23 protein-coding genes and 1 pseudogene are annotated in these 26,620 nt (G+C 68.8%); 8 read left to right on the top strand and 16 right to left on the bottom strand.

Features of this window, described 5'->3' with window-relative positions:
• Positions 1-208: 208 nt before the first annotated feature.
• The 9 genes from ACFWP7_RS19410 to ACFWP7_RS19370 all read right to left on the bottom strand — a co-directional run bounded on the left by ACFWP7_RS19410 (position 209) and on the right by ACFWP7_RS19370 (position 9,265).
• Complete coding sequence (locus tag ACFWP7_RS19410) at positions 209-1,129, bottom strand: diiron oxygenase (protein ID WP_384382757.1); 921 nt, start codon at positions 1,127-1,129, stop codon at positions 209-211.
• 242 nt (positions 1,130-1,371) lie between these two features.
• Complete coding sequence (locus ACFWP7_RS19405) at positions 1,372-1,908, bottom strand: hypothetical protein (RefSeq protein ID WP_384382756.1); 537 nt, start codon at positions 1,906-1,908, stop codon at positions 1,372-1,374.
• A gap of 57 nt (positions 1,909-1,965) precedes the next feature.
• Positions 1,966-2,424: a DUF3291 domain-containing protein gene (locus ACFWP7_RS19400; protein WP_384382755.1), complete on the bottom strand. Its 459-nt coding sequence runs from the start codon at positions 2,422-2,424 to the stop codon at positions 1,966-1,968.
• A 202-nt stretch (positions 2,425-2,626) separates the two neighbouring features.
• Complete coding sequence (locus tag ACFWP7_RS19395; protein ID WP_384382754.1) at positions 2,627-4,084, bottom strand: penicillin-binding transpeptidase domain-containing protein; 1,458 nt, start codon at positions 4,082-4,084, stop codon at positions 2,627-2,629.
• Positions 4,085-4,208: 124 nt separating this feature from the next.
• Positions 4,209-5,585: an FtsW/RodA/SpoVE family cell cycle protein gene (locus tag ACFWP7_RS19390; protein ID WP_384382753.1), complete on the bottom strand. Its 1,377-nt coding sequence runs from the start codon at positions 5,583-5,585 to the stop codon at positions 4,209-4,211.
• 116 nt (positions 5,586-5,701) lie between these two features.
• The gene (locus tag ACFWP7_RS19385; RefSeq protein ID WP_384382752.1) at positions 5,702-6,196 is read right to left on the bottom strand and encodes an SH3 domain-containing protein; all 495 of its coding nucleotides are present in this window, start codon (positions 6,194-6,196) and stop codon (positions 5,702-5,704) included.
• A 131-nt stretch (positions 6,197-6,327) separates the two neighbouring features.
• Positions 6,328-7,854, bottom strand: coding sequence for an ATP-binding protein (locus ACFWP7_RS19380; protein WP_384382751.1), 1,527 nt, complete (start codon positions 7,852-7,854; stop codon positions 6,328-6,330).
• Positions 7,851-8,588, bottom strand: coding sequence for a hypothetical protein (locus tag ACFWP7_RS19375; RefSeq protein ID WP_384382750.1), 738 nt, complete (start codon positions 8,586-8,588; stop codon positions 7,851-7,853). Before ACFWP7_RS19375 ends, ACFWP7_RS19380 begins: the two co-directional genes overlap by 4 nt.
• 167 nt (positions 8,589-8,755) lie before the next feature.
• The gene (locus ACFWP7_RS19370) at positions 8,756-9,265 is read right to left on the bottom strand and encodes a dual specificity protein phosphatase family protein (RefSeq protein WP_384382749.1); all 510 of its coding nucleotides are present in this window, start codon (positions 9,263-9,265) and stop codon (positions 8,756-8,758) included.
• Between the two features lie 98 nt (positions 9,266-9,363).
• Here ACFWP7_RS19370 and ACFWP7_RS19365 point away from each other — a divergent pair, with 98 nt between their 5' ends.
• Complete coding sequence (locus tag ACFWP7_RS19365) at positions 9,364-10,167, top strand: nuclease-related domain-containing protein (RefSeq protein WP_384382748.1); 804 nt, start codon at positions 9,364-9,366, stop codon at positions 10,165-10,167.
• 178 nt (positions 10,168-10,345) lie between these two features.
• On the opposite strand, the gene ligD is transcribed toward ACFWP7_RS19365, so the two are convergent.
• Complete coding sequence (ligD, locus tag ACFWP7_RS19360) at positions 10,346-11,233, bottom strand: non-homologous end-joining DNA ligase (RefSeq protein WP_384382747.1); 888 nt, start codon at positions 11,231-11,233, stop codon at positions 10,346-10,348.
• A 61-nt stretch (positions 11,234-11,294) separates the two neighbouring features.
• Here ligD and ACFWP7_RS19355 point away from each other — a divergent pair, with 61 nt between their 5' ends.
• Positions 11,295-12,422, top strand: a complete 1,128-nt coding sequence (locus tag ACFWP7_RS19355) for a Ku protein (protein ID WP_384382746.1) — start codon at positions 11,295-11,297, stop codon at positions 12,420-12,422.
• Between the two features lie 45 nt (positions 12,423-12,467).
• Here the strand turns inward: ACFWP7_RS19355 and ACFWP7_RS19350 are convergent, their stop codons facing one another.
• The gene (locus tag ACFWP7_RS19350) at positions 12,468-14,234 is read right to left on the bottom strand and encodes a beta-ketoacyl-[acyl-carrier-protein] synthase family protein (RefSeq protein WP_384382745.1); all 1,767 of its coding nucleotides are present in this window, start codon (positions 14,232-14,234) and stop codon (positions 12,468-12,470) included.
• Between the two features lie 495 nt (positions 14,235-14,729).
• Between ACFWP7_RS19350 and ACFWP7_RS19345 the strand changes: the two genes are divergently transcribed.
• Complete coding sequence (locus ACFWP7_RS19345) at positions 14,730-16,610, top strand: endo alpha-1,4 polygalactosaminidase (RefSeq protein ID WP_384382744.1); 1,881 nt, start codon at positions 14,730-14,732, stop codon at positions 16,608-16,610.
• Positions 16,611-16,877: 267 nt separating this feature from the next.
• Complete coding sequence (locus tag ACFWP7_RS19340; protein WP_384382743.1) at positions 16,878-18,113, top strand: serine hydrolase domain-containing protein; 1,236 nt, start codon at positions 16,878-16,880, stop codon at positions 18,111-18,113.
• Positions 18,114-18,236: 123 nt separating this feature from the next.
• On the opposite strand, the gene ACFWP7_RS19335 is transcribed toward ACFWP7_RS19340, so the two are convergent.
• Both ACFWP7_RS19335 and ACFWP7_RS19330 read right to left on the bottom strand, forming a co-directional pair.
• Positions 18,237-18,692, bottom strand: coding sequence for a DUF6069 family protein (locus ACFWP7_RS19335; protein ID WP_384382742.1), 456 nt, complete (start codon positions 18,690-18,692; stop codon positions 18,237-18,239).
• A gap of 39 nt (positions 18,693-18,731) precedes the next feature.
• A pseudogene (locus ACFWP7_RS19330) lies at positions 18,732-19,033 on the bottom strand (transposase family protein); the annotation flags it as partial.
• A gap of 121 nt (positions 19,034-19,154) precedes the next feature.
• Between ACFWP7_RS19330 and ACFWP7_RS19325 the strand changes: the two are divergent.
• Positions 19,155-20,234, top strand: a complete 1,080-nt coding sequence (locus tag ACFWP7_RS19325; RefSeq protein WP_384382741.1) for a hypothetical protein — start codon at positions 19,155-19,157, stop codon at positions 20,232-20,234.
• A gap of 250 nt (positions 20,235-20,484) precedes the next feature.
• Here ACFWP7_RS19325 and ACFWP7_RS19320 read toward each other — a convergent pair whose 3' ends face one another.
• Positions 20,485-21,111 (bottom strand): hypothetical protein, encoded by a 627-nt coding sequence (locus tag ACFWP7_RS19320; RefSeq protein ID WP_384382740.1) that lies wholly within the window; start codon positions 21,109-21,111, stop codon positions 20,485-20,487.
• Positions 21,112-21,602: 491 nt separating this feature from the next.
• Between ACFWP7_RS19320 and ACFWP7_RS19315 the strand changes: the two genes are divergently transcribed.
• Positions 21,603-22,529, top strand: a complete 927-nt coding sequence (locus ACFWP7_RS19315) for a phosphotransferase family protein (RefSeq protein WP_384382739.1) — start codon at positions 21,603-21,605, stop codon at positions 22,527-22,529.
• Between the two features lie 7 nt (positions 22,530-22,536).
• Here ACFWP7_RS19315 and ACFWP7_RS19310 read toward each other — a convergent pair whose 3' ends face one another.
• Positions 22,537-23,910, bottom strand: coding sequence for a hypothetical protein (locus tag ACFWP7_RS19310; protein ID WP_384382738.1), 1,374 nt, complete (start codon positions 23,908-23,910; stop codon positions 22,537-22,539).
• 269 nt (positions 23,911-24,179) lie between these two features.
• Between ACFWP7_RS19310 and ACFWP7_RS19305 the strand changes: the two genes are divergently transcribed.
• Complete coding sequence (locus tag ACFWP7_RS19305; protein ID WP_384382790.1) at positions 24,180-24,728, top strand: bifunctional DNA primase/polymerase; 549 nt, start codon at positions 24,180-24,182, stop codon at positions 24,726-24,728.
• A 112-nt stretch (positions 24,729-24,840) separates the two neighbouring features.
• Positions 24,841-25,029 carry a hypothetical protein gene (locus ACFWP7_RS19300; protein WP_384382737.1) on the top strand — a complete coding sequence of 63 codons (189 nt, stop codon included), beginning with the start codon at positions 24,841-24,843 and terminating at the stop codon, positions 25,027-25,029.
• Positions 25,030-25,781: 752 nt separating this feature from the next.
• Here ACFWP7_RS19300 and ACFWP7_RS19295 read toward each other — a convergent pair.
• The gene (locus ACFWP7_RS19295) at positions 25,782-26,234 is read right to left on the bottom strand and encodes a hypothetical protein (protein WP_384382736.1); all 453 of its coding nucleotides are present in this window, start codon (positions 26,232-26,234) and stop codon (positions 25,782-25,784) included.
• Positions 26,235-26,620 lie beyond the last annotated feature (386 nt).

Genomic DNA, 26,620 nt, shown 5'->3' with positions numbered 1-26,620 from the left:
CAATACGGCCGCCGCTCTCTCCCCCCCCACGGACCGGCAGCCGAGGTACGACGGAAGGGGCCGTGTCGGTACATCAAATGCCCGCATCCGGACGGATCCCATCCGGACGGCACCTTCCCTCCCGACAGTCGATCCGTCCGGATGCGGGCGGATGTACCGGCGCGGCCCCCACCCCCCCACACCCCGGCGAGCACAGCGGACGGACGCATCACGCCAGCAGCCCCGACGCCTTCCACAACTGCCGCCCAGCCCCACGCAGCACCCCGATGTCATCCAGAAACTCGGTCAACCGCTTCGCCCCGGTCTGCATCACATCCCGCCGATGCCCACTCACCCTCACCTGGGCCATCGCCTCACGCCTGTCGAGCCCGACATTCGTATAGACCGCGGGATTGACGAACGCCACGGAGAAGACCCGGGCGAACTCACCGGAGGTCACCCGCGTGAGCTCCTGCGACCACCGAGGCGCCGTCACCATCTGCCGCCGCAGCTCCTCCCGGGCGTACCGCACATGCCGCGCCTCCTCCACGACGTGGATACGCGTAACCCCTCGGACGAGCGTCTGCACCCGCTCGTCCGGAAAGGTCAACCGCTGCATCCAGTCAAGGATCTCCTCACCAAGCAACGTCGCGGTGAACGACCCCGGCGTGGTCGAGACGGTTTTGAACAAGCGCCCGAGATTGGCGTGCAGACGGCTCACCGGGTAGTACGGCGTCCCGCCCCGCGCGATCAGCCGAGCGAACATCTTCGAGTGCCGGCACTCGTCCTCGATCTCGGTCAGCGCGTACCGCACATGCGCACTGGTCGCAGCCTTGCCGTAAATGTGCCGCACCAACAACTGCATCAGAATGATCTCGAACCAGATCCCCAGCGACGCCAACGCCGCAGCCTCATGCCGCGACAGAGCGATCCGCTGCTCCTCACCCATCCGCCGCCACAGCGGGGTGTCGTACAGCGAGACCAGCTCCGGCGGCCAGAACCACTTGCCGTCCTCGAACGGCGCGTCCCAGTCCAGCTCCTTGTCCGGGTCGAAGGAGTGCCTGGCGGAGGAGTCGAGCAGCCGCTCGGCCACCTGCTCCCGGTCCTTGAGCAGCCCGAGCGCGTCACGCAGCCCATCGGCTTCGGTCATCGCTGTCCCCATCCAAGTCGTACCGGATCTCCATGGGTTACCGGCGGGCACAACTTATGAGACTGCGTGTCAGCAAGTCGGTCAATACTTCTCGCGCGACTTGTTGACGAAACGTCTACCTCGGATGAACCGTGGAGCGCGGAGCGGACACCGCGGACAGCCCCGAGTCCGAGACCGCCCGGGAGGCACGGCAAGGCCGGCCCGTGGAAGGAAACCACCACGAGCCGGCCGGGGAATTCACATCAGCCCGCGCGCCGGTTGCTGGCGACGACCTGCTCGCCACCGCCGTCGGTGCCGCTGTCGACGGAGCGCGACTGGTCGATGTCCACGCTCTTGCCGCAACGGTTGTTGTTCGCCTCCTGGTCGCTGGAGGTCGTGGGCGAGCCGCCCTCGCCACCCGTGGCGGTGCCGTCCGCGGAAGGGGTGCTGGTCCCGGTGCCGCCGGTGCCGGTCTCGCCGCCCGCGCCGCCGAGCCCCAGGCTCCCGAGGAGCTCCCCGAGGAGCCCACTGCCGCCGGGCGCGGCGACGAGACTCAGGTTGACGGGGTTGTTGCAGAAGGTCGACACGGGGGTACCCGCGTCGTGCGGCGCGGCCACTGCCTCCCCGCCGAGCCCGAGGGGTCCGAGCGTGAGAACACACACGGCTGCGAAACGGTAGGTCAACTTCATCGGTCCTGCCTTGCGTTGAGCGGTCATCTGGCCGCCGCCCCGATGGGCGGACACCTCAGTCTTGGCGCCCCGCAGGGTGCGCGGGCCTGGCCGCATCGCATGCGTGCCCATGATTCACCCCTATGCCACCGAGAAATCGGCAATACGGCCGTACCCGCAGGCACCTGGCTAGGCGCCACCGGCGGGATACGAGTTCCGCAAGGTGAAGGCGTACGCCGTCGGTCCATGCTCACGCAGGTGAAGGACCCGCTCCTCGGCCTCCGCCGCGGTGGGGCGATGGCCGGCCGGAACCCACCACATGACCGACATCGCCTCCGCCACTCGCTCGAACCAGTCACGCCGCCGGGCCAGCAGCTCGCGGTGCTGTCCCTGATACATGAAGGCCGTCAGGGCGTTCGAGTCCCGCCACGTGGACATGTTCAGGATCAGCCACTCGTCGCCGAAGACGGCCACGTCCGTCGCGTTGCCCGAGTCGCTCTGTAACCGCCAGACGAACCCGTCCGCCGCGTCGGCGTCGGCGTTCACGGGATCGAGTGCTTCGACGAAGTCCTTCAACTGCGGTGAATCCAAAGGGGCTTTGAGTCGAGCGATGTTGGCCTGGGCAAGTTCGTACGCGGATTCAGTCATGTACCGAACGATAGGTCGGCCCAAAGAAACCCCCCACCCCCATCCCACATACCGAGCCGCCCTCAAGCGACCCCCACCCCCAAGCCACTCCCACCCCCAATCCACCCCGAGCCCCAAGCCACCCCCCTCAAGCCACCCTCAACCTCAAGCCACCCTCAACCTCAAGCCGCGCCCGCCCCCAAGCCACCCTCCCGCCCCCGCCTCAGAACCCCAGCACCGCCTCCATCACCGCCTTGGCGATCGGCGCAGCGTCCCCACCCCCGCTGATATCCCCCCGCTCCGCCGCCGCATCCTCGACGACGACGGCGACGGCCACCGACGCACCCATGGAGTCGTCGGCCTCGGCCCAGGAGGTGAACCAGGCATACGGCGTACCGGCGTTGCCGATGCCGTGCTGGGCGGTGCCGGTCTTGCCGCCGACGGTGGCGCCGGGGATGGCGGCGTTCGTGCCGGTGCCCTCGGTCACCACATCCGTCATCAGCTCACGCATCCGCAGCGCGGTGGAGGGATTCATCGCCTGATGCAGTGTCCTGGGCCCGGTGGTGGACACCGTGGCGTCACCCCGAGTCGTCGTCTTCGCCACGAGGTAAGGCGACTTGACGGCGCCACCCCCCGCCACGGCCGCCGAGATCATCGCCATCTGAAGGGGCGTGGCCCGGGTGTCGAACTGTCCGATGGAGGACAGCGCCAGCTGGGCACGGTCCAGCCGCACATCGAAGTTGCTCGGCGCGACGGCGAACGGAATCCTCAACTTCCGGTCGTTGAAGCCGAAGTTCGCCGCCGTGCGCGTCATGTTCTCCAGCCCTACATCCACGCCCAGCTTCGCGAAGACGGTGTTGCAGGACCACTCGAAGGCATACCGCAACGAAGCGTTCTCGCAGCCCTCGATCTCGTTCGTGAGAGTCGTCGTGGTACCCGGCAGCGTGTACGGGTTCGGCGAGTCGGTCGGCATGTCGACATCCGTCACCACGCCCGCGTCCAGCGCCGCCGCTGCCGTCACCACCTTGAACGTCGACCCCGGCGGATACGTCTGCCGGATCGCCCGGTTGAGCATTGGCTTGCTCTCGTCCTCGTTGAGCCGCGCCCAGGCCTCCGCCACCGCCGGGCCCGTCCCGGACAGCACCTCGGGGTCGTACGACGGTGTCGAGACCAGCGCGAGGATCTTCCCGGTGGACGGCTCGATCGCGGCCACCGCGCCCCGCCGTGAGCCGAGTCCCTCGTACGCCGCCTGCTGTGCGGCCGGGTCGAGGGTGGTGACGACCTTGCCGCCGGGGTTCTGGGAGCGCGTGAAGTCGTTCCAGAGGGGGAACGGGGCGAGCATCGGGTCGCTGCCGGAGAGGATGCCGTCCTCGGCGCCCTCCAGGAACGCGGTCCCGTACACCTGCGAGGCGAAGCCGGTGACGGGCGCGTACAACGGCCCGTTCTTGTACGTCCGTTCATAGCGGAGCTGCTCGCCGCTGTCCTTGGATCCGGTGATGGCCCGGTCGCCGACGAGGACGTCACCGCGCGGCTGGCCGTAACGGGCGATCGGCTGGCGGCGGTTGGCGGGATTGTCGTCGTACGACCGGGCCTGGAAGACCTGGACACGGGTGGCGTTGACGAGCAGAGCGACAAGCAGCACCGCGCACAGAGCGGCAGCCCTACGGATATAACGCGTCACAGCCCCACCACCTGAACCCCTGCCACCTGAACCCCCACCACCTGAACCACCACCACGCGAACCACCACCACGCGAACCACCACCACGCGAACCCCCACCACCCGAACCCCCACGACCTGGCAGCTCAAGGCGCCCCCGTCCCGTCGTACTGACTCCGCGCCGAGTCGCTGATCCGGATCAGCAGCGCCACGATGATCCAGTTGGTGACGACCGAGGAGCCGCCCTGTGCGAGGAAGGGCATCGCCATGCCGGTGAGCGGGATCAGCCCGGTCACCCCGCCCGCGATGACGAAGACCTGGAGGGCCACGATCGAGGCGAGCCCGATGGCGAGGAGCCGTCCGAAGGGGTCGCGCAGGGAGAGGCCGGCCCGGTAGCCGCGCTCGACGAGAAGGGCGTACAGCAGAAAGATCGCGGACAGGCCGATCAGGCCCAGCTCCTCGCCCGCCGTCGCCAGGATGAAGTCCGACTTGGCGGCGAAGCCGATGAGGAGGGAGTGGCCGAGCCCGAGCCCTGTGCCGAGCATCCCGCCGGCGGCGAACGCGAAGAGGGACTGGGCGAGCTGGTTGGGGCCCTGGCCCGCCTCGATCGAGGCGAAGGGGTGGAGCCAGTCCTGCACCCGGCTGTGGACGTGTGGTTCGAGCCAGCCGACGGCCACCGCGCCCACGCAGGCGAGCAGCAGGCCCACCGCGATCCAGCCGGTGCGCCCGGTGGCGACGTACAGCAGGATCACGAACAGGCCGAAGAACAGCAGCGATGTGCCCAGGTCCCGTTCCAGCACCAGTACGCCGACACTCAGCAGCCAGATCGCGACGATCGGGCCGAGGACGCGGCCGGTGGGGAGCTGGAGCCGTTTGAACCGCCAGATCTGGCGGCCGGTGTACGCGAGCGCGTTGCGGTTGGCGGCGAGATAGCCGGCGAAGAAGAGCGCGAGCAGCACCTTCGCGAACTCGCCCGGCTGGATGGAGAATCCGGCGATCCGGATCCAGATGCGGGCGCCGTTCACGGCGGGGAAGAAGATCGGCAGGGTCAGCAGGACGAGCGCGGTGACGACGGAGACGTATGTGTAGCGCTGCAGGACCCGGTGGTCGCGCAGGAGGAGCACGACCGCGGTGAAGAGCGCGACGCCGAGCGTCGACCAGATGAGCTGGGTGGGGGCCGCCTGGTCGCGCGGGGTCTCCAGGTCGAGGCGGTAGATCAGCACCAGACCGAGGCCGTTGAGGAGTACGGCGATGGGCAGCAGCAGCGGATCGGCGTACGGCGCCCGGAAGCGCACCGCGAAGTGCGCGAGGAGCGCGAGCACGCCGAGCCCGGCGCCGTAACCGGCGGCGCCGGGCGGGACGGTGCCGTTCTTCGCGAGACCGACAGCGCAGTAGCCGTACACGCAGAGCAGGACGGCGAGGACGATGAGGGTGAACTCGATGCCACGGCGCCTCGGCAGGCGTACAGCGGGGGCGGGCGGGTCCGCCGCCATGGTCGTTCCGGACACTCCGGGCTGGATCATGTCCGGAACGTAGCAAGCGGCGATCCTGATGTCCCGTTATGTAGTGATAAACGGGCTGTTCCGGTGTACGTTGCGCGCTTCAGGCGCCTTGCACACCTTGCGCACCCTGTGCCGACTCAGCACCAGCGAGGGGCCGGGCCGATGTTGTCGATGTAGCGCGCGGCGCCCCACGCCCAGGTGCCGTCGGTGAGCTGGTACCAGAGGCGGTTGCCGTCGACGGACTGGCCCGAGGTCTTGCAGAAGATGTGCACGACCTCGCCGTACCGCGCGACGCGCAGCACCCGGCTGCCACGGTTCGGGGCGGTGCGCAGGGCCAGCCCGCCGCGGGCGGAGATGCGGCCCTTGTAGCGGCGGGGGTTGTTGTCGCGGTCGTCGTCCCGGCCGTTCTCCCAGTCGCGGCCGTTGTCGTCCCTGCCGCCGTCTTCCCAGTCCCGGCCGTCGCCGTCATCCCTTCCGGAGTCCCCGTTGTCCCACTCGCGGCTGTCGCCGCTTCCGGGGTCCCCGTCCTCGTCGGCGAGGGCGGGGGTGGCGCCGGCGAGCGCGATGAGGCTGCCGGCGGCGAGAGTTATGGCGAGGCGGGTGTACGTCGACCGCAGTGGCTTGGGGGACATGGGGACTCCTCCAGGAGGGGGGCGAACCTGACTAATCGCCACATTAGGAGCGGGCCGGGGTGCGCGCAGTTCACACTGCGCCATCGGGGCTCAGGGGGAGCGCGGAGTCCTCGCAGCTTTCGGGGTGCCCCTTAGGGGCCATCGGGGTGAGGGGACCGCGGGGCCTGAGGTCCCTGAGCACCCTGAGCACCCTGAGCACCCTGAGGTCCCTGAGGTCCCTGAGGTCCCTGAGGTCCCTGAGGTCCCTGAGGGAGTGTCAGGATCGCCACCGCCCCGCCGTCGGCGGCGTTGGCGAACGCCAGCCGCGCGCCGAGTACCTCCGCCTGGCCGAGCGCGATCGTCAGCCCGAGCCCGTGCCCCCGTGCACCGCCCTCGGTACGGAACCGCTGCGGCCCGTGCTCCACGAGGTACTCCGGATAGCCGTCACCGTGGTCCCGCACGGTGACGACCGGGCCGTCGACCGTCAGCACCACGGGCTCCCGTCCGTGCTTGTGCGCGTTGTCCACCAGGTTCCCGAGCACCCGCTCCAGCCGGCGCCGGTCGGTCTCCACGCGCGCCTCCCGTACGACCCGTACATCGGTCGGGGCCCCGGACGCCCGCACCACCCGCTCGGCCAGCGGAACCAGCGGCTCCCAGTCCAGTTCGAGGCGCTCGCTCCGCGCGTCGAGGCGGGAGATCTCCAGCAGGTCCTCGGTGAGCGTGCGCAGCGCGGCGACCCGGTCGCGGACCAGCTCGGTCGGGCGCCCCGGCGGCAGCAGTTCGGCCGCCGCGTGCAGCCCGGTCAGCGGGGTACGCAGCTCGTGCGCCACATCCGCGGTGAACCGCTGCTCGCTCAGCAGTTTCCCCTGCAACGAAGACGCCATGGAGTCGAGGGCGGCGGCGACGGCGGCCACCTCGTCCTGGCGGCGGGGGATCCGCGTATGCGGGGCTGCGCCCGTACGGCGACCGGTATCGGCGCCGCGAGGGCGCCCGGTCGTGCCGCGAGGGCCGTCGCCGGTACGAGGGTCCAGGGCACCGCGGGCATCTGCCACGGCACGAGGGTCTACGACCGTAAGGGCGTCCGTACGGGGATCCGTACGGGGATCGTTGACGCGCGCGTCAAGGTCGCCCGCGCTGATCCTCCGCGCGACCCGCGCCGTCGCGTGCAGCCGCCGTGTCACCCGGGTCATCGCGAACGCTCCCACCAGCAGCGTCGCCCCGATCGCCAGCGCCGAGGACCAGACGATCGCGCGGTCCAGCGCTTCGATGGCGTGGGCGCCCTGCGAGTAGTCGAACTTGACGGCGAGCGCCCGCCCTCCGTCGGCCGGCCCGGCCGCCCACATCGTGGGGCGCCGGTCCTGGTCGTCGCCGACCATCGTGCCGCGCCGCCCGTCCGCCGCCAGCTCGCGCAACTGCTCCGGCAGCCCCGGGAGATCGACGCCCGCGCTCGGCGGCAGCCGGTCTCCCGCCTCGTACGCCGTCGTCGCCTCGTTGAGCTGGTCGAGCGCGCGGCTACGCGCCTCGCCGACGGTCTGGTCGGTCACCGAGACGTGCACGAGGATCCCGAGGAGGGCGGCGAGGCCGCAGCACATCACCGTGATGAAGGCGGCGGCCTTCCAGGTGAGGGTGGCGGTCCACTGGGGGAGGCGCTGGAGGAGGCGCTGGAGGGGGCGTCTCATGAGGCGCTCGGGGAGGCACTGGGCGTGGGGGCCGGGGTGGAGTCGCCGACCCGCAGGATCTCGTCGCGTGTCGCCAGCATCGCGTGCTGGTGCGTGTCCCAGGACCAGACCGTGCGGTACTCGTAGCCGGGCAGGGTGGACGCGGCCCGGACGATCAGGTCGCGGCCCGCGAACTCGACGCCGATCACGGAATCCGTGGTGTTCATGACCTGGACCAGCTGGTGCTTCTCGAAGGTGTAGGCCCGTACGGTCAACTGGTCCCCGGGCAGCGTGAAGCCGAGGACCAGGTCGTCCTTCCGGTCGCCGGTGAGATCGCGGTAGTACGCCTGGAGGACCGGGCAGCCCTTGCCGCGCGTGCCTGAGGGGCCCCCGCAGTCGCCGAGCCGCTCGGCGGTCTGCGGGTACATCGCCGTCCGGCCGGTGTACTCGTCCGGATGGGCGGCGACCTGTGCCCTGAGCACCGCGACCGGGTTCACCTCGTGGATGTCGTCGTTCGCGGCCTCGATGCCCTTGACGACCTCGGTGTCCGCCTCGCCGTAGTCGAGCGCGGGCGTCGTGGCGGGCGCCAGCGTGGGCCACAGCCGGGACGGGCCCACGGCGGTGGGTGTCTCGCCCGCTCCGCGCAGCTCACCCTGGTCCCCGCAGCCCGCCAGTGCGAGCAGCGGGACCGCGGCGAGCAGGGCGAAAGCCCTGGGTGCGCGGCGGGCCGTGGCTGCGCGGCGGTGATGGGTCACTGCGCTCCTGCGAGGGGGATGGGGGGCGAGAGGCTCGCCCCGCACACCCTATTCGTAGGGAAGTCCTTTTATTTGCAGTGAAGTCCTTTTTGTTCATCCCTTTTGCTCAGCCATTTCCCTCGCCGTCCGGACCCCGGCGCGGACTACCGCGAGGCCCCGTCGGCTCCTCAGGGCTCCGCCAGCTCCTCAAGAAGCCGGGCCGTGGTGAGCCCGGCGCGCAGGTACTCCACGAACAGCTCGTTGTGCAGCGCCCACGGCGAGCGCCGGCTCCGTATCAGCCGTATCGCCTCGTCCGCGGTGTGTCCCGCGCGCATGAGCGCGTGCCCGACCACGAGCCCGGAACGGTTGTAGCCGTGAAAACAGCGGACCAGGACCCGGCGCCCGTCCTCCAGCGCGTCGTCGGCGGCCTGCGCGAGACGTATGACGCCCGCCAGCTGCGTGCCGTCGAGGGGTCCGTCCGGGACCGGCCACACATGATGCTCCACGCCCGGGTCCGGCCCGTGCCCCGGAAGCCGCAGCAGGGTCAGGACGAGGTCGAACTCCTCGTGTACGACGGCGAACTCCGGATCTCCGGACCGCCCCGCGAACGCGTGCCCGCCCATCCAAAGGCCGGGCACGATCTCATTCCACGGGCTGTCCGGGGCCGGCACATCCGATGGTCTTCTGCGAGTCCGCAACGGCGCCTCCCACCAACTCCCCCAGCTGCTCACAAAGGTAACCGGGTTCTTGCCCCTGGAGCACCCCGCCTGTTCCCATGGTCATGGGGTGATGGTGCATGAACGGACTGCGCGTCATACCGACCTGGCGGCACGGCCAGGAGCGGCTGTACGTCTGTATGACGGACGGGAGGAACGTCGCCTGGTACGACAGAGAGTCGGCCAGGGTCAACCTGCTCAGCGAGGATCGCAGAGAGGACGTGCTCGACGCGCTCGGCCCGTTCCTGACCGGACCGGTGACGGTGGGACCGCCGCCGGTCCCCACCCCCGCGGAGCTGGCCCGCCTCACCCTCCACCCGGACGACGACCTGGCGCCGAACCGTCCTGGCGAGGCGCTGCTGATCGCCCTCGACCGCGACCCGGGCCCGGCCCACCGCCTCCGCCCCGACCCGCGGCGCCGCGCGCTCGCCGCCGAGCAGGCGGCGGGGGAGGCCCTCGACCACCTGGAGGGCGCGGGCTGGCACACCCTGCACTCACTCCCGTTCCCGGGGGGTGACCGCCTCCACCACCTGGTCATCGGCCCCGGCGGCCTCTTCGCCGTACACGCCCTGTACGCCCGAAAGCAGCGCGTCCTGGTGGCCGACCCGATGGTCACCGTCGGCCGCCGCGAGCCGCATCCCCTGCTCCGCCGCATCCGCGCGGACGCCGACCGCGCCTCGTACGCCCTCACGGCCGAGGTCCACCCCGTCCTTGCCCTCGCGGGTCCGGCCACCCTGGACATCACCGTCCCCCTCCGCGAGCTCCACATCCTCCAGGACACCGACCTCGCGACCCTGTCCCGCCTCGGCGGAGTCCTGAAACCGGCCGACGTCGAGGCACTCCACGCGATGGCGCGGGACCGCCACACGTGGACGCGGGTATGAGGCGCGGGGCCTCACTCACCCGGTGGGGGCGGCACTCTTCAGCTCCGGGCCGGGGAGATCTTTCAGCCCGTCCGGCGTTTGAGGACGAGGCCGTTCAGGCCGATGCGGGGGTCTGGGGGCGGCAGCCCCCAGGACAAGGGACGGGTAGGGGAGGAGGGGGCGAAAAAACGCACTCCATTCACGCCGACGGCAGAGCGCAGCCCCGACCGAGATCGAGCAGCGGCTCCAGCAGATCCCCGTACTCCTCCACCCGCGCAACGACATCCACCGCCTGAAACACCAGTTGGGAAACGGAACGGCATGACGAGACCTCCCCCCACGTAACCGGCGCCGACACCGTCGGCTCCCTCCGCGCCCGCAGCGTGTACGGAGCCGCCGTGGTCTTCCGCGCAGCGTTCTGACTCCAGTCCACGAACACCTTCCCCGCCCGCAGCTCCCGCGTCATCCGGTGCACAACGAGCCGAGGCATCACCCTCTCCGCCTCCACGGCCAACCCCTTGGCGTACTCCGTCACCCGCCCGGAGTCCGTCGGCTCCAGCGCCGCCAACAGGTGCAGCCCCTTCGACCCGGACGTCTTCACGTACGCCTCGATCCCGTCCGCGGCCAACCGTTCCCGCAGCCACAGCGCGACCTCGCAGCACTCGACGACGGTGGCCGGCGCCCCCGGGTCGAGATCGAAGACCAGCCGGTCCGCGTCGCCGGGCGCCCCGATGAGCCATTGGGGTGTGTGGAACTCGGTGACGAGGTTCGCCGCCCACATCAGACTCGCCAGGTCCTGGATCAGCACCATCCGCGCCGGCCCCTCCGACCGCGGCACCTCGGCGGTGGTGACCCACTCGGGCGTACCCGGCGGCACGTTCTTGGCGAAGAACACCTGGCCGTCGGGCCCGTCCGGATAGCGCAGGAAGGACACCGGCCGGTCCCGGAGGTGAGGCAGCAGCACGTCGGCGACCGTCGCGTAGTAGTGCAGCACCTCACCCTTGGTGAAACCGGTCGCCGGATAGAGGACCTTCTCCAGATTGCTGAGTGCGAGCCTTCGCCCCTCCACCACGGTGATAGGCGTCATACGATGACAATCTCACCTAACAGTAAGAAATTATCCAAAACCGGATGCAATCGAGTGGAAGGTGCTGCACGTGCGATCCATATGGAACGGCGCCATCTCCTTCGGCCTGGTCAGCATCCCGATCAAGCTCGTGAATGCCACGGAGAGCCACTCGGTCTCCTTCCGCCAGATCCACCTCGACGACGGCGGCCGCATCCGCTACCGCAAGTTCTGCGAGGCGGAGGACCGTGAGGTGACGTCGGGGGAGATCGGCAAGGCGTACGAGGACGCGGACGGCACACTGATCCCGATCACGGACGAGGACCTGGCCCAGCTGCCCATCCCGACCGCGAGGACGATCGAGATCGTGGCCTTCGTACCGGCCGACCGGATCGACCCGCTCCAGATGGACACGGCGTACTACCTGTCCGCGAACGGCGTCCCCGCCGCCAAGCCGTACACCCTCCTGCGCGAGGCCCTGAAACGCAGCCAGAAGGTCGCCATCGCGAAGTTCGCCCTGCGCGGCCGGGAACGCCTGGGCATGCTCCGCGTCGTCGACGACGTCATCGCCATGCACGGCCTGCTCTGGCCGGACGAGATCCGCGCCCCGCAGGACGTGGCCCCGGACACCGCCGTCACCGTCCGGGACAAGGAACTGGACCTGGCGGACGCCCTGATGGACACCCTCGGCGAGGTCGACCTGGCCGACCTGCACGACGACTACCGCGAGGCCGTGAACGAACTCATCGCGGCCAAGGCCTCCGGGGTGGAGGCCCCCGCCACCCCCACCGGCGAGAAGACCGGCGGCAAGGTGCTCGACCTGATGGCCGCCCTGGAGAAGAGCGTGCGCGCGGCCAAGGAATCACGGGGCGAGAGCGAGGAAACCACCGAGACCACCGAGACCGGCGAAGCCGCCGAGGTCACCCGGCTCGCGTCCCGCACGGCTCCCAAGGAAGTCGGCGGGAAGAAGTCGACGGCGAAAAAGCCGGCGGCGAAGAAGGCAGCGGCGAAAAAGACGACGACGAAGACCGCAACGAAGCCCACATCGAAGACGCCGACGAAGGCGACATCAAAGCAGTCGGCCACCAAGTCGGCCACCAAGTCGGCCACCCAGGCTGCCGGCAAGAGGACGGCGGCGGCGAAGAAGACCACGGCGAAGAATCCCCCCGCGGCAAAGAAGGCGTCCCCCCGAAAGCGCGCCTCCGCCTGAATTATCTGAGGCGCTGCTGTGCCCCCGAAGACGCGCCCGCCTGAATCACCCGACGCGCCGAAGCGCCAACACCGCGTTGTGACCGCCGAATCCGAACGAGTTGCTGAGGGCGAGGTCGCCGAGGGTGGGCAGCGGCCGCGGACTCTTGGTCACCACGTCCAGTTCGATGGCGTCGTCCTGTTCATCACAGCCGATGGTCGGCGGAATGAGCCCGTGGTGGAGTGTGAGCACGGCGGCGACGGCCTCCACCCCGCCCGCGGCGCCCTGCAGATGACCGAGGTGTCCCTTGAGCGCGGTCACGGGGACGCCCCGGCCGAGCACGGCCCGCAGTGCACCCGCCTCGGCGAGGTCACCGTCGGAGGTGGCGGTGGCATGGGCGTTGACGTGTACGACATCCACGACATGCGCGCCGGCGTCCCGTACGGCCCGTCGCATCGCGAGAGCGACACCCTTGCCAGACGGATCGGGCGCGGCCATGTGGTGAGCGTCGGCTGAGAGCCCCCATCCGGCGGCTTCGCAGTAGATCCGGGCGCCACGGGCCCGCGCGTGTTCCTCGGCCTCCAGCAGCAGGAAGCCGGCCCCCTCGCCGTTGACGAAGCCGTCCCGGTCCTTGGCGAACGGCCGGGAGGGGCTGGTGGATCCGAGCGCGTGCGTGGACAGCGCGCGCATCGCGGCGAACGAGGCCATGATCGCCGGGGTGACCACGGCCTCCGCGCCACCGGCCAGGGCGATGTCGACATGCCCGTACCGGATGCGGTCGATGGCCTGCCCGATGGCCTCGGTGCCGGACGCGCAGGCGCTGCTCACGGTGCGGGCCTCGCCGGTGATCCGCAGCGCGAGTGACACCTGGGACGCGGCCTGCGAGGGCACGGTCATCGGCGTGGTGAGGGGCGACACGGCGCGCGGCCCCTTGTCCCGCAGCTGCCGGTCACCGCCGACGAGCACGGCGGCATCCCCGAGGATGGCGCCGACGCTGACCCCGACCCGCTCGGGCTCAAGCCCGCTCTCGACCGTCCCGGCCACGTCCAGCCCGCCGTCCTGCCAGGCCTCCCGTGCCGCGATCACCGCGAACTGCGCGGCCCGGTTCATCCGCCGAGCCTGCGGCCGGGGCAACAGCCCCACGGGATCCACGAGAACACTCCCGGCGATCCGCACAGGCAGCCCGTCGAACTCCGCACCCTCCAACTCCGTTATCCCGCAACGCCCTTCGACCAGCCCCTGCCAGAGCTCGTCCACGCCCACCCCGAGCGGCGTCACGGCCCCGAGCCCGGTCACGACGACCCGCCGCGGCCGCGCGGAACCGCTGCCCGCGCTCGCACGCGGCCGCGGAAGATGCCGTACGACATGGCCCTCCGCGACTTCCCGCGCGGCCCGTTCCCGCAGCCCCGAGTCCGACACCGGCTCCTCGTCCCGGCTCTCCAGGTGCCGGTACCACTGCCCCCACCGGCGGCTGTACGACTCCTCGACGGCCCCCGGGTCGACGGCGCGCAGCGAGGTGACCTGGTCCCCGTCCCTGAATTCCACCGTTTCCAGATCGGCCGAACCGATCTCCGGAACCCCGGCGACATCCATCCGCCGACACCCCACCGTCACTTGGTGATCCCGCTGGAACACCCGCTCGTGATCACTTCCCCCGAGAGGCGGCCGCAGCGCCAGCCGAATGGTCCGCGGGCTCTCGGGCAAGGTGTGCATCACCACGTACCACCTGTCCGCCGCCACATCCTCTTCCGACAGGGCGAGAAGATCACCGGGAATCACTTCGGCGACCGTGACGGGGTGGGGCTGCACGGGGACGTCGGAAGAATTGCGCATGCGAGCGGGAGCTTTCTGTGCCGGTTGGATGGGAAATATCCAGCCCAACTGTTAACGACAAACAACCGCTTGCCTAGACGTATCCACCCATATTGTGCGCAATGTCACCCAGAACGCGACGGTGCTCCTCCGGGGAAATCGCGGGGGCGAGACCAACTGAAGAGGCAGGGAAAGCGCCGCCATCTTGTCCACTGCATTCCGAGATGAATCCACGTGATTCCGAGGCGGATCCCGGTCGGACCGGGCAGGACCGGACCAGGCAGGGCAGAGCAGAGCCGGGCAGGGCCGGCTGCGGCGAGGTTGTCTTTGGTGAGGCGCGGGACACCGCACCCGGTGTCGCGTCGGGTCCGCTGAACCGCCAACTCGATCCCGAGTCAACCGCATTGTGGTTGGACAGCAAGGTCAGGGATCTCGGCACTAGTCTGATCCCCACTGAACAGCTTTTCGAGACTGAACAGCTTTTCGAGGCACGGCACTTGGGAAAGGTGACCCGCGATGTCTCCGAGCCCCGGCGATCTGGAGTCCATAGGCGGCTATGCCCTGGTCGAACGGCTCGGCAGCGGCGGCATGGGCGTCGTCTATCTGGGCCGCTCGGACTCGGGACGGCGAGTCGCGGTCAAGGTCGTGCACGCGCAGTACGCGCAGGACGAGGAGTTCCGGACGCGCTTCAGACAGGAGATCGCGGCGGTCCGGCGGGTGAGCGGGGCGTTCACGGCCCCTGTGGTGGACGCCGATCCGGACGCCGAACGGCCGTGGATGGCGACCCTGTACGTGCCGGGCCGCACGCTGGCGGACAGGGTGAACACGGACGGCCCGCTGCGCGGAGGCCGGTTGCGCGTGCTGGCGCTGGGCCTTGTCGAAGCGCTGCGGGACATCCACCGGGTGGGTGTGGTGCACCGTGACCTGAAGCCGAGCAACGTCCTGATGGCCGAAGACGGGCCCCGCGTGATCGACTTCGGCATCTCGCACGCCGTCGACAACCAGGCCCTCACCGTCACCGGACGGCTGATCGGCACGCCGCCGTTCATGTCGCCGGAGCAGTTCGCCTCACCCAGGGACGTCACGGCCGCCTCGGACGTGTTCTCGCTGGGCTCGCTGCTGGTGTACGCGGCCACGGGCAGCCGTCCCTTCGACGGAAGCAGCCCGTACCTGACGGGCTATCAGGTGATGTACGAGGCACCGGCTTTGGACGCCGTCGCCGAACCGCTCCGGAGCATCGCCGAACGCTGCCTGGACAAGGAACCGGCCGCCCGGCCCGAACTCGCCGAACTGCAGCGCTTGCTCCGTACGCTGCCGGGTGCCGCTGAGCCGGAGGGGCCAGCCGTGTCAGGCGTGCCGGGTGTGCCGGGAGCGGCCGGCTCGGCCGGAACCAGCCACCAGGTTTCGCATCCGCACTCCGTTCCACCGGGCCTGCTCACCGCCGGAGGGGCCGGGGAAACGGACAACACCCACCCCGGTCACTCCGTTCCATCAGGCCTGCTCACCGCCGGAGGGGCCGGGGAAACGGGCAACACCCACCCCGGTCACCAACGTCGAGGGCGGCGCATCACCGTCAGCCTCGCCGCAGCCGTGGTCGTCGTCGGCCTGACCGTGGCGACAGTGAGAACCGGCTGGTCGGACGAGAACGACACTTCCCGGTCGCCGACCGCACCCGCAGCCGCCCCCGCTGTGAAGCCTCCGCCGAAGCACGTGCGGTGGGACTACCAGGTCGGCGGCGCGTACACCCCGCCGACCGGAGTGCAGGTGGTCAGCCGCAGCCACGAGGACGCGCCCGCGCCGGGTGTCTACAACATCTGCAATTTCAACGCCTTCCAGGCGCAGGAGGACGCGGAGGGTGACTGGGACCCCGACCTGCTGCTGCGTGACGCCAACGGGAAGGTCGTCTACGACAAGGACTGGGGCGAGGCGGTCCTGGACATCCGTACCGCCGCCAAGCGAAAGCGCATCGCCGCCGAGGTGATTGCCTGGATCGACCAGTGCGCCGCCAAGGGCTACCAGGCCGTCGAGCCCGACAACTACGACACCTTCACCCGCTTCCCGGACTACCTCACGGCCAACCAGGCCAAGGCGTTCATGAAACTGCTGTCGGAGCACGCCCACGGGAAGGGCCTGGCCATCGCCCAGAAGAACACCCTGGAACTCGTCCCCGACCGTGCGTCCGTAGGCCTGGACTTCGCCGTGGTGGAGGAGTGCGGCGAGTGGAACGAGTGCGGCGAGTTCGCCGAGGCCTTCGACAACAACGTGCTCGTGGTCGAGTACACGGCGAAGGGACTGTCGACAGTGTGCGCCGACTGGAGCACCACTCTGAGCATCGTCCGCCGCGACCAGTTGGTCCTGTCCAAGGACACGAACGGCTACCTCCGCGAGACCTGCTGACGCCAGGGCTCCAGCAGCATGACCGGGGGGTGCCCCGCCCGGTCCGGACAGGCGGACGCGTCAGAAACACCGGAGGCACCAACCCCAAGGCGCTCATCAGGCGGGCCCGGGAGGCATCCGCGGCCGCGACCCCCTGGGCGCCCTCCGTCACCCGCGTGGCTCCGAACGAGTGGACTTCGCCGAACGCGTGCCCGACGGCGACCTCCACCCAGGGGGCGGATGGTGACGTTGCCACCTCAGCCCCTGACCTGGAAGAGGCGCCCCGACATGCGACGTACCCCCTCCCGCCGTGTCCTCGCCGCCACCCTGCTCGTGGCATCCGTACTGGCACCGATGGCAGCGATTCCCGCTACGGCCGTCAACGCGGCGGCGGCAGTCGCCCGACACGACAGGGGCGACGAGCACCCGCCGCAGCTCGGTCACCAACTGACCGCCAGGCTGGACGCCGCCATCGAGAAGGTCCGCCGGCAGGCCGACATCCCCGGTGTCGTCGTCGGACTGTGGATGCCCGGCAGGGGAAGCTACGTCCGTGCGACCGGGGTCGCCGACACCGCCACCGGCGAGCCGATGACCACCGACAAGTTCTTCCGGATCGGCAGCGAGACCAAGACCTTCACGGTCACCGCGCTGCTCAAGCTCGTCGACGCCGGTCGCATCGGCCTGGACGACCCGATCTCCGCGTACGTCGACGGGGTGCCCGACGGCGACCGGATCACGCTGAGGCAGCTGGCCGAGATGCGCAGCGGTCTGTTCCCCTACAGTGCCGACGCCGACTTCGTGCACGATCTGCTGAGCGACCCGAGCCGGACGTTCACCCCGCAGGAGCTGCTCGCGTACGGCTACAAGCACAAGAACACCTCCGCGCCGGGGAAGGCGTTCGAGTACAACAACAGCAACCTCGTACTCCTCGGCCTGGTGATCGAGAGGGTCACCGGTCACCGCGTCGAGGACGTCATCCAGCGGCAGGTACTCCGCCCGGCCCATCTGCGCCAGACCCTGTTCCCGTCGGGCCCAGAGTTCCCCGAACCCCACCCGCGCGGCTACACCAACCAGACGCTGAGCGGCGAGGTCGCCGACTCCACGGACTGGAACCCCAGTTGGGCCTGGTCGGCCGGGGCGATGATCTCGGACCTGCACGACCTGCGCCGCTGGGCGAAGATCGTAGCCACCGGCGAGCTCCTCAGCCCGGAAACCCAGGCGGAGCGACTCAAGACCCTCCCGACCGGCTTTCCCGGCCTGAGCTACGGCCTCGGCATCTTCAATTCCGGCGGCTGGATCGGCCACAACGGCTCCATCCCCGGCTACGAGACCGTGACTGTCTACCTGCCGTCGCAGCACGCCACCTTGGTACTCATGATCAACACAGACATCACCTACGAGGGCCAGGAGCCGTCCTCCCTACTCGCCCGAGCCATCACCCAAATCGTGACCCCGAACAACGTCTACGACCGCCCGCTTCCCACGCGCCAAGAGACCAGGACGCCCGGCCTGCCCTCTCTCTGAGTCGGCGCTTTCACCCGCTCTGCCACTCGACACTCGACGTGACATAGAGGGTGGCAGCATCGGGGGGCCGGTTAACGCGCTCGCGCACGCCCTTGCGTCGCGGATTGTCGCGTTGCGGCATCGTCAATCGGTCCGGGTGCGGAGGCTCCGCGTCAGAGTGGGGATCATCACCGTCGCAGGGACGAGGTGTAGCCCGAGGAGGACGGTGGTGGTGGCGGTGTCTGCCCCGGAGAGGAGGGGCGGGACCATCGAGATCGCGGTCAGCGACACGGCCGTCCACACGAATCGCTTGGCGGGGTGAGCGCTCCAACGAAGAAGAGCGACGGCAATGACGATGCCCATGACCGAGAAGAAGCCGGTCACCACGGCGAACCCGGACAACGGGATCCTCTCGCCACCATCGGGGACCTCGAATTCGATGCCAACGGCGTGGGCAAGCGTCGCGGCGAGGGTGGTGGCCACCATCGCTGCGAGCGTGGCGATGAAGCCGGTGCCGGCGAGCCCGCGGAGTCGGTGGGTGTGGCTGGTCCGGCCCGATGCCGGGCCTGCGACGACCCCGGTGTCAGTCGTGCTCTTCATGTCGTTCCTCCATCATTCGGTAACTGACGTACGGGTGTTCCAGGTCTTGAGGGTGGCGACAGCGCGTTCGCCGCGGCGGATCCGGGCGTGGCCTTGTTCACTTGTTCATGGCCTTCTGCCGGCGCGACAGCTTCGGCCGGTAGTGGTGCCGCTTGAACGGGATACGCAGGGAACCGTCGGCGCCTTGATACGCCTTGTCCGCGAAGGTCATCACGTCAGCGTTGGCCAACGCGGCGATGATGCCGTGGGGTTCGCGCAGCAGCCAGGTCGTGTGCCGAGCCGGGAAGTGCCGCCGACGCCCAGGTGAGGCCTCCGGCCGCATCCGCGATTACCTGCACGTGGCTCTGCTCACGAGGACCGACAGCAGAAGTTCATCGATTTCGACAGCAGATGGCGGTTCGAGGGGATTCGAAGAGTCTGGGTCTGATGACGCGGGACAGATCTCCGGCCTAAGGTGTGCCGGTGATCTTCAAGAGGAAGCGGGAGGCTTCGGGTTTCGCCGCCGAGGTGTCCGAGTTGGAGGAGGCGGTTGCCGCTCGCGACGGCGACCGCACCGGGCGGGCCTTCACCGCCGTGATGACCGGTGTGCAGTCGGCGTCGGACGCTGAACGCGTCCTGGCAGGGCCACGGTTGGCGGCGCTACTCCCCGCCTTCCCCCCTACCGGCCCGCGGTCGATGCTGGCGATGGCAGCCGGCTTCTGCGTCGAGTGCGGGGCCGATCCGGTGGCCTGCGCTGAGCCGATTCTTGGCAGCGTCCACCAGGACCTGCTCGACGCCCTGGAGTTCGCCCGCCGCTGGACCGCGGTCAGCGCGGCCGATGACGAACTGCCGCAGCCGGACGAGAAGATCATTGACGAGCCGTTGCTGGCCCGAGTCGGCGGCGAGGTGCACGAGGCCACGCGGCTGGCGCTGGCCTGGTGCTCGGTCGAGGAGTGGCAGCCGCCCGCGCTGGCCGTGCTGTGCCGCAGCGCCGAGGTGCGCCGTCGGCACGCATCCGCGATCCTCCCCGCCTGCCGCGACCTGGCGGCCCTTGAGCGGCACGACCTCAAATGCCTGGCCTACGCGCTGGCGGTTCTGGACGACGAGCCCCTTGTGGTGCTGCACAAGCCCACCGGGGCCGGGTTCGAGGTGCGCATCGGCGGCATCGGGGACAACTTTCAGTTGCACACGCTGCTCGCCCACGTTCTCGTCGGCGGCGGCCACGTGCCCGGCACTACGCCTTCGGCGGAGAGCGTCCGCCTGGCCATGGACCCCGAGCCCGCCCAGGGACGCAGCCGGACCGTCACGACCGGGGCATTCGAACTCCTCGCCCCGGACGGCGAGCGGATTTGGAACGAGGGGCTGCCCGACGACATCCCCGTGGTGGAGGGACGCCGCCTGATCGTGCTCGACGAGCCGTCATACCAGCGCAGTTGGAACGCCGACCGGTTCTTCCCGCATCTCCCGGGCACGGCCGAGCTGACCCGCGTCCTGACGGCAGGCGAGACGCGGACCTGGTTCGCCCGCACGTCGACCGGCAACGGGATCAGCCGGCCTTCCTGACTCGGTGGACCAGACCGTCATCGCTCCGGGCGGGCGGCTGGTGGCGCCGGAAGCCGGAGCGCGGACATGGCCCCCTCCATCGAACAAGGATTGCGCCAGGGCGCTGTCGGAACTGCTGAACGTTTGCTGTTGGTTCTCGTGAGCAGAACCAGCACATCGAGGACCTGCATCGTGAGGACGAGTAACGGCACCTGATCGTGTCCGAGGGCCTCTCGGATCAGCCCAGGGGCCTCGTCGTTTGCCCTGCCCGTCAAGCAGACCGTGTGGCTTGGGCCTGTTCAGACGCGAGCAGGTGCTCAAGACTCCTCCGCTCGCTGTCGAGCGCGGCGAGCATCCGCGTGTGAGTGTGTTCGAAGTCGGGCTCGACCTCGACGCCGAGGTCATGGCGCAGAGTGACCCGCAGCAGGTACACCCCGTCGGACAATGGGCCGCTGAACCAAGCTTTGGCCCGGTCGTACGACCCGTCCGGGTCAGGACTGCGCGGCAACTGCTTTACGACGGAGTACCCGACTCCGAGCGCCCTGTTGAGGGTCGAGGCCATCTGATGGACATGCTTCGGCAGCGCCATCTGTGCCAAAGAGTATTGCTCTGACCATGCTTCCTTGGCTGTGTCGAGGGCTGCCGGCTCGATGCTTTCACCGCGCTCGGCTGCTCGGACTGCGTCTCGGGCAGCGACCCGATAAGCGCGCGCCGTGGTGTTCAGACGGGCATAGAGATCCCGTCTGGCTTCCTGCGCTCGGTCGTGGCGGTCCTCTGCCCGTTCACGATCGGCACGCCGGGTTTGCTCCCGGGTGACGCGCTGACTGAGCACTGCCCCGCCCAGAGTTCCGCCCAGCGTTCCTCCGACGCTGATGAGCGCGACGGCAAGTGTGGTCACATCCACGAGATCCCCCAACTCGTCCAATCAACTGCCCGTGGGCAGCGGGTGAAGGTGGTCCGCCGGTCCCCAGCAACGCTCAGGCTCCCCACCCACGGCACGGCCCAAGACCGGGACGACGATAAACGAGAAGTGGACCCACCGGACTCCAACGAGTCTCATCAACTGCGGGAACGCTCCAAGATCCCGTCCACAGCTCGTCCACGGACCCCGACGTACGGCCGCTTCGGGCGGCATACGCCTACCCAAACGCCAAGACCCCGTCCCCAGCGAAAGCGCTGATGGCGGGGTCTTCGGGCATCTCATACAGGGTGCCCCCGGCAGGATTCGAACCTGCGCACACGGCTCCGGAGGCTAGGTGACGCCGTGCGCCACTTGGGCCCCTGAGCTGCGGGGGAGCGGTAGCCATGGGGCCTGCTGAGCAAGGTCATTACGTCCCTATTACGTGGGCGGCCTGTCGAGCGGTAGGGCGGCGCCGTATGGTCGGAGGCATGATCTCGGGCAGCGGCGGGGGCCAGGACGGCGGCACGGAGTTCACGGCGGAAGCCCTTGGGGCTGTCCTGCGCGAGGCGTGTGGGACAGCCGGACTGGACCCGGACGGCGCCGAGTTGCTGCGGCTCGGCTCCAACGCCGTGTACCGGTTATCTACGTCGCCGATCATCGTCCGCATTGCCCGTGACCCCGATGTCCTGGAGGACATGGATCGGGCAGTACGGGTTGCCCGGTGGCTGGAGGCGGAAGACCTTCCGGCTACTCGGGTGCCGGCCGGAGTCACGCAACCGCTGGTGGTGGGCGGCAGGATCGTGACCTTCTGGGAGAGCGTGCAAGAGCACGAGGAGTACGCCACGGTGGGTGAGCTCGCCGACCTGCTCCGCCGACTCCACTGGCTTGAGGAGCCCGAGTCCCTGAGGCTCCCGTACTTTGAGCCGCTCGCGAAGCTGTCGGGCTCTATGAGGCAGATGAATGGCGTCTCGGAGGAAGACCGCACGTTCCTGGAGGAGCGAGCGGCAAGACTGAACAAGGACTATGACCGGCTTGACTTCGTGCTCCCCTTCGGGATGATCCACGGGGACGGGAGCATAGGAAACGTCCTCCGCCACCGGGACGGTCACGCGGTGCTGATCGACCTCGACGGCTTCGCGCTGGCCCCGCGCGAGTGGGATCTGATCCAGACCGCGATGTTCTACGACCGGTACGGCTGGCACACGAAGGCTGAGTACGCAGAGTTCGTTCACCGATATGGCTTCGACCTGATGAACTGGCCTGGCTATGAGACCTTGGCGGATCTCCGCGAACTGATGATGGTTTCCTGGCTCGGCCACCAGGTCGGTACTAGCGAGCGTTCTGCGGGGGAGTTCACGCGGCGCGTGCGGTCGCTGCGAACTGGCGAGGGGCGAGACTCGTGGGGCCCCTTTTGAGGTGTGGTCAGCGGCTGAGCTGCGTCTCCGAAGCAACCCACAATCTGTGTTCCTGAGCCTGCTCCGTGAAGTCCCGCGAGATCGCGCTGTCACCGGTGGCAGCAAGGTTCTGCCGGAACTCGGCGAGATAGCTGACGCAACGGGCGGACTTGAGCTGTTCTCCGAGGTCGAGGGCATCGAGTGCGACGCGGCAGGCTTCCTCGGCTTCTCCTGCTCGTAGGTGGGCGTCGGCGAGAACCATGGTCGCGAAGAAGTCGCTTCGTACGTGGCTTCCGCTCATGGCGTTCTCTGCATGGGCCACGGCCCGGCGGGCGCTGTTCACGTCGCGGAAGCAGTGCGCAGCTTCGGCGGCAAGCTCGGCCTCGTCGAAGTAGCTGATCCACTCGGGCTCGTCATCGTTGTTCCGGCTCTCCAGGGCCCTCGTCGCCGCGCTCAACGCGGCTTCGCACGCGCCGACATCACCGGCTCGTGCCAGGGCGCGAGCCTCCATGGCGTGGAATTGGGCGCGCAAGGTGGGTGTGGCTACGGGCGAAATGCCCATGAGAGCGGCGCGAGCGAGGGTGGCGGCCTGCGTGTACCGACCCAGGAACGTCGCCTGGTGGCTCATGGCGGAAAGGATGCTGCCTGCCAGCCGGCGGTCATTGGCGTCCTGGGCCAACCGGAGTGCCTGGAGGAAATACCGCTGGGCCAGACCGTGGTGGCATGAGTCGTACGACATCCAACCGGCAAGGAGAGTCGCCTCAGCGACGGTGGAGAAGAGGGCCCTGCCCACCTGCTCGGTATACCGGCCGCGCAGCATCGGAACGACGTCGTTACTCAGATACTGGATCACTGCGTGCCGCGCGTGATCTCCGCCGAACTGGTCGTCGAGATGGGCGAACATGTCCGCGGTGGTCTTGACGGCTGCCACATCGCCAAGACCTACGCGTGCACCGTCAGTACGGGGCCGGGGAATCGTCGGCTCGGGCGCGACCAACCACCTCAGTGACGCTTCGCTCCACGCCGGCTCGGACGGCTCGGTCTGGAGCAATGGCTCGTACCCGTTGAGATCGGCTCGCCATAGCTGCCCGACGGTCTGAATCGCTGCATCCGGGCTGGCGGGATAGGCAGCGTCCAAGAGGGCCGAGTCGTGCGCACCACCGTGGTTCAGCCCGAGTTCCGCGGCGCTGATGCCGAAAGCGTCGCACAGAAGCGGTCCGTAGAAGTCGTCAGGGGAACTGTGTCCGTTCTCCCAACTGGCAATGCGGCGCTTGACGCTGGCGTCTGAAGGCAGTTGATGACCGCGACGGGCGGCGGCCTGGCGTAACTCGCGTACCAACCTCGGCTGACTCCAGCCTCGGCCCGTGCGAGCCTCACGTAAGTGGGCGCTGGTCGACTGCATCGAAGACGTGACCGCTCACTCCCTGCTCGTGCGCCGATACGACAACGTTCCCGCAACTGAATGTACGCGCTGGTTATTACTTATTGCAGGGAGTAGTCGGAGAACGTCCTTGGACGATAGGAGACGGGGGATGACGCGCCAGACGTTTGCACGTCATCCCCCGTCACCTCACGTCATCTGCCCTGGCCAGTGCCTCGGCCCCGAGTCTGGACGCACGGCGGCATCGCGGCCGCAACGCAGTCTGACTGAGGTGAGATGACGTGCAGAGGATGACCAGGAGGGGTGTCGAGTGGCTCTCGGCCGCAGCTGACGATCCGGTGATGTGCCGGGCGGTTTGGGAGGACGACCCTCGCACCCCGTGCATGTTGCCGACGGGGCGCCTCTTCGACGTGGTGACGATCGAGCAGCGCACAGGACTGGAGACCTTCGACCAACTCGTACGCCGGGGGCTGCCGTTCGGCCCGGTCGTGGTAGATCACAAGGCCCGACGAGTGGGCTTCCTACTCAACTCCCGGAGCCACGAGAGCTTCGCGCACTTCCTCGCACGGGAGATGCAGACTCCGCCCTCGTACCGCTACCTGAGCCTCGGCTCCGTCGTCGTTGTCCCAGGCCCCATGCCTCTGCCCGGCGACCGCTACCAGTGGCTCCGCGCACCAGTACGCCGCCCAGAGGCCAATCCGCTGCGCCCGGTCGCTCTGGCAACCATGCTCGTAGCCGCATCCGAACTGCTGGCACGCGCCGACCGGTACGGCGAGAAGTACCCCTCTCCGGCTGCCGTGGAGATGGTCACCGCTGAGAGGCCGGCTGCCGATGCGTGATGAACCACGCGATCACCAGGACGCCGCCCAGTGGTCCCCCTTGGACAGCGACGGTTGGTACGCAGCCCGAAACGCGACGACTGCCCTGCGAGACGTTCTGACCGTCGCGGGCATGGAGAAGGATTTTCCCTACCTGCGAGCCGACCTCAACGCCTTCGGACACGGACTGATCGAACTCGGGCGCGTGTCACCGGCAACGGCGGAGCGCCTGGCCGAACTCCTTCGACTCGCGTTGTCGTCCGGGACGGACGGCGGCAGCGAACGCAATGGAGTCCCCGAACTACGGACGCGAGAGGACTGACGCTATGACCGACCGGCGAGGAGTTGTTGCTAGGCGTGCCGAGGACCTGATGCCTGGTGTCCCCTACGTCCGCGGCTGGACGCAGGCCCGGCGCAGCGCCGACATACTGGCCTCGCAACTCACAGACCTGGGACTGGAGTCCGACTTTCCTGGACTCACGGCCGATGTGAACGTCTTCGGTGAAGGCCTGGTACGCCTCGGCACGATACGCCCGGAGGCGGCGCTACTCCTGGCCGAACTGATTGCGTTGGGACTTGCTGCGGAGGCGGCTCACGCTACGGCTCCGGCCTGTTCAACCGATCCCCGCCGACAAGCGTCTGTTGCCTGACTGTCGGCGACGCCTGACCAGCCCCGTGCCCCGGTCGTTGCGGTCCGAGCTGCTCCCGTGACTGGCCGGCTAGAGGCCCTGTACGACGCCGCTGCCCGGCGACCGTCGTACAGGGCATCTACTTGCGCAGGGCGCTCTGCGCCCCGGTTGGCCCTGCCGTCCGGCCGGGACCGGCGCCCCAGCGCCGCAGCCCGGACGAGCGGCAGAGCCAACCGACAGGTTGGATGAGCTATCCGTAAGGAGATAGCTGAACACCGCTTTAGGAGTTCGATCCGACCCCGCTCCAGCAGCTGCCATCCACTGGTGCGATGGCCGGACAGAGACGCTGGCGTACGCCTCCGTCCGGCGTCGTTGATGTCAGCCTTGGATGTCAGAGAACTTCTGATCCGTAGCTCCCCGACCACAGGCAAGCGCCGGCTGCCGATTAGGACTCGCGTCTGTTCGCCTCGCAACGCTTGAAGAGGTAGTAGCCCACGGTCTCCCCCTTGATCGCGACGTTCTGACCGGATGACATGAACTTGTCGCGGCTCTGCTGGCCTTGCTCTACGAAGACGAATGAGCCGTTCACCAGCTCCCACCCCTCTCGACACACGGCGTTGAGGACGACTACGGCATCCGCCGTTCGCTGTGTGGTCGCACTTCCAACCATGGCAACGATGATCGCTTGCTGGCTCACAATGTCGATTGAGCACTGATATACGAGGTCCCCCCGCTCAAAGCACTGGCGGGCTTGACCCACGGGTGTGGCCAGGAACGCCTGTCTCTCGCGTTCGAGCCGCTCGGCCTGCTGCTTCTCTTCCGCCTCCTGCCGCTTGCGTTCCTTCTCCGCCGCTGCCTGGGCCTGTTGCTCTGGGCTCTTCTTCGAGATGAATGCCATGCCGCTCCCGTTCAGGTGTAACGGCCGTCACGCTAGCTTGCAGAGTTGCTCGATGGGGGCAGTTGCGACAACTGGGCGGCAACGTGCGCGTTGCTCCTTAAGGAGACACAAGGGGCCCGCTGGGCCAATGCCCCAACAGGCTTTCCAACTGTGTTGGTGGTCATGACCGACTCGTCCGGGGCCGTTTACCTGCGTTCATGGGCGGCCGGCCGTGTGCTCCGCCCCGGCCTCCGGTCCCGCCTGAACGGTCGTTGACGGTGCCGAGTGAGACGGAAGCTGAGACGGGGACTGGGCCGGGCTTGATGGCATCATCGCTGCTGGAGGGGGTGTCATGGCTCTGGGGCCGTCGGGGGTGGCGACGGATCGTTGTGGGCGGCACGGTCTAC

The organism is Streptomyces sp. NPDC058470 (genome assembly GCF_042721055.1).
In the GTDB taxonomy this organism is placed as follows: domain Bacteria; phylum Actinomycetota; class Actinomycetes; order Streptomycetales; family Streptomycetaceae; genus Streptomyces.
The sequence above is the reverse complement of the archived record's forward strand: the minus strand, read 5'-3'. Positions and strand labels throughout refer to the sequence as shown.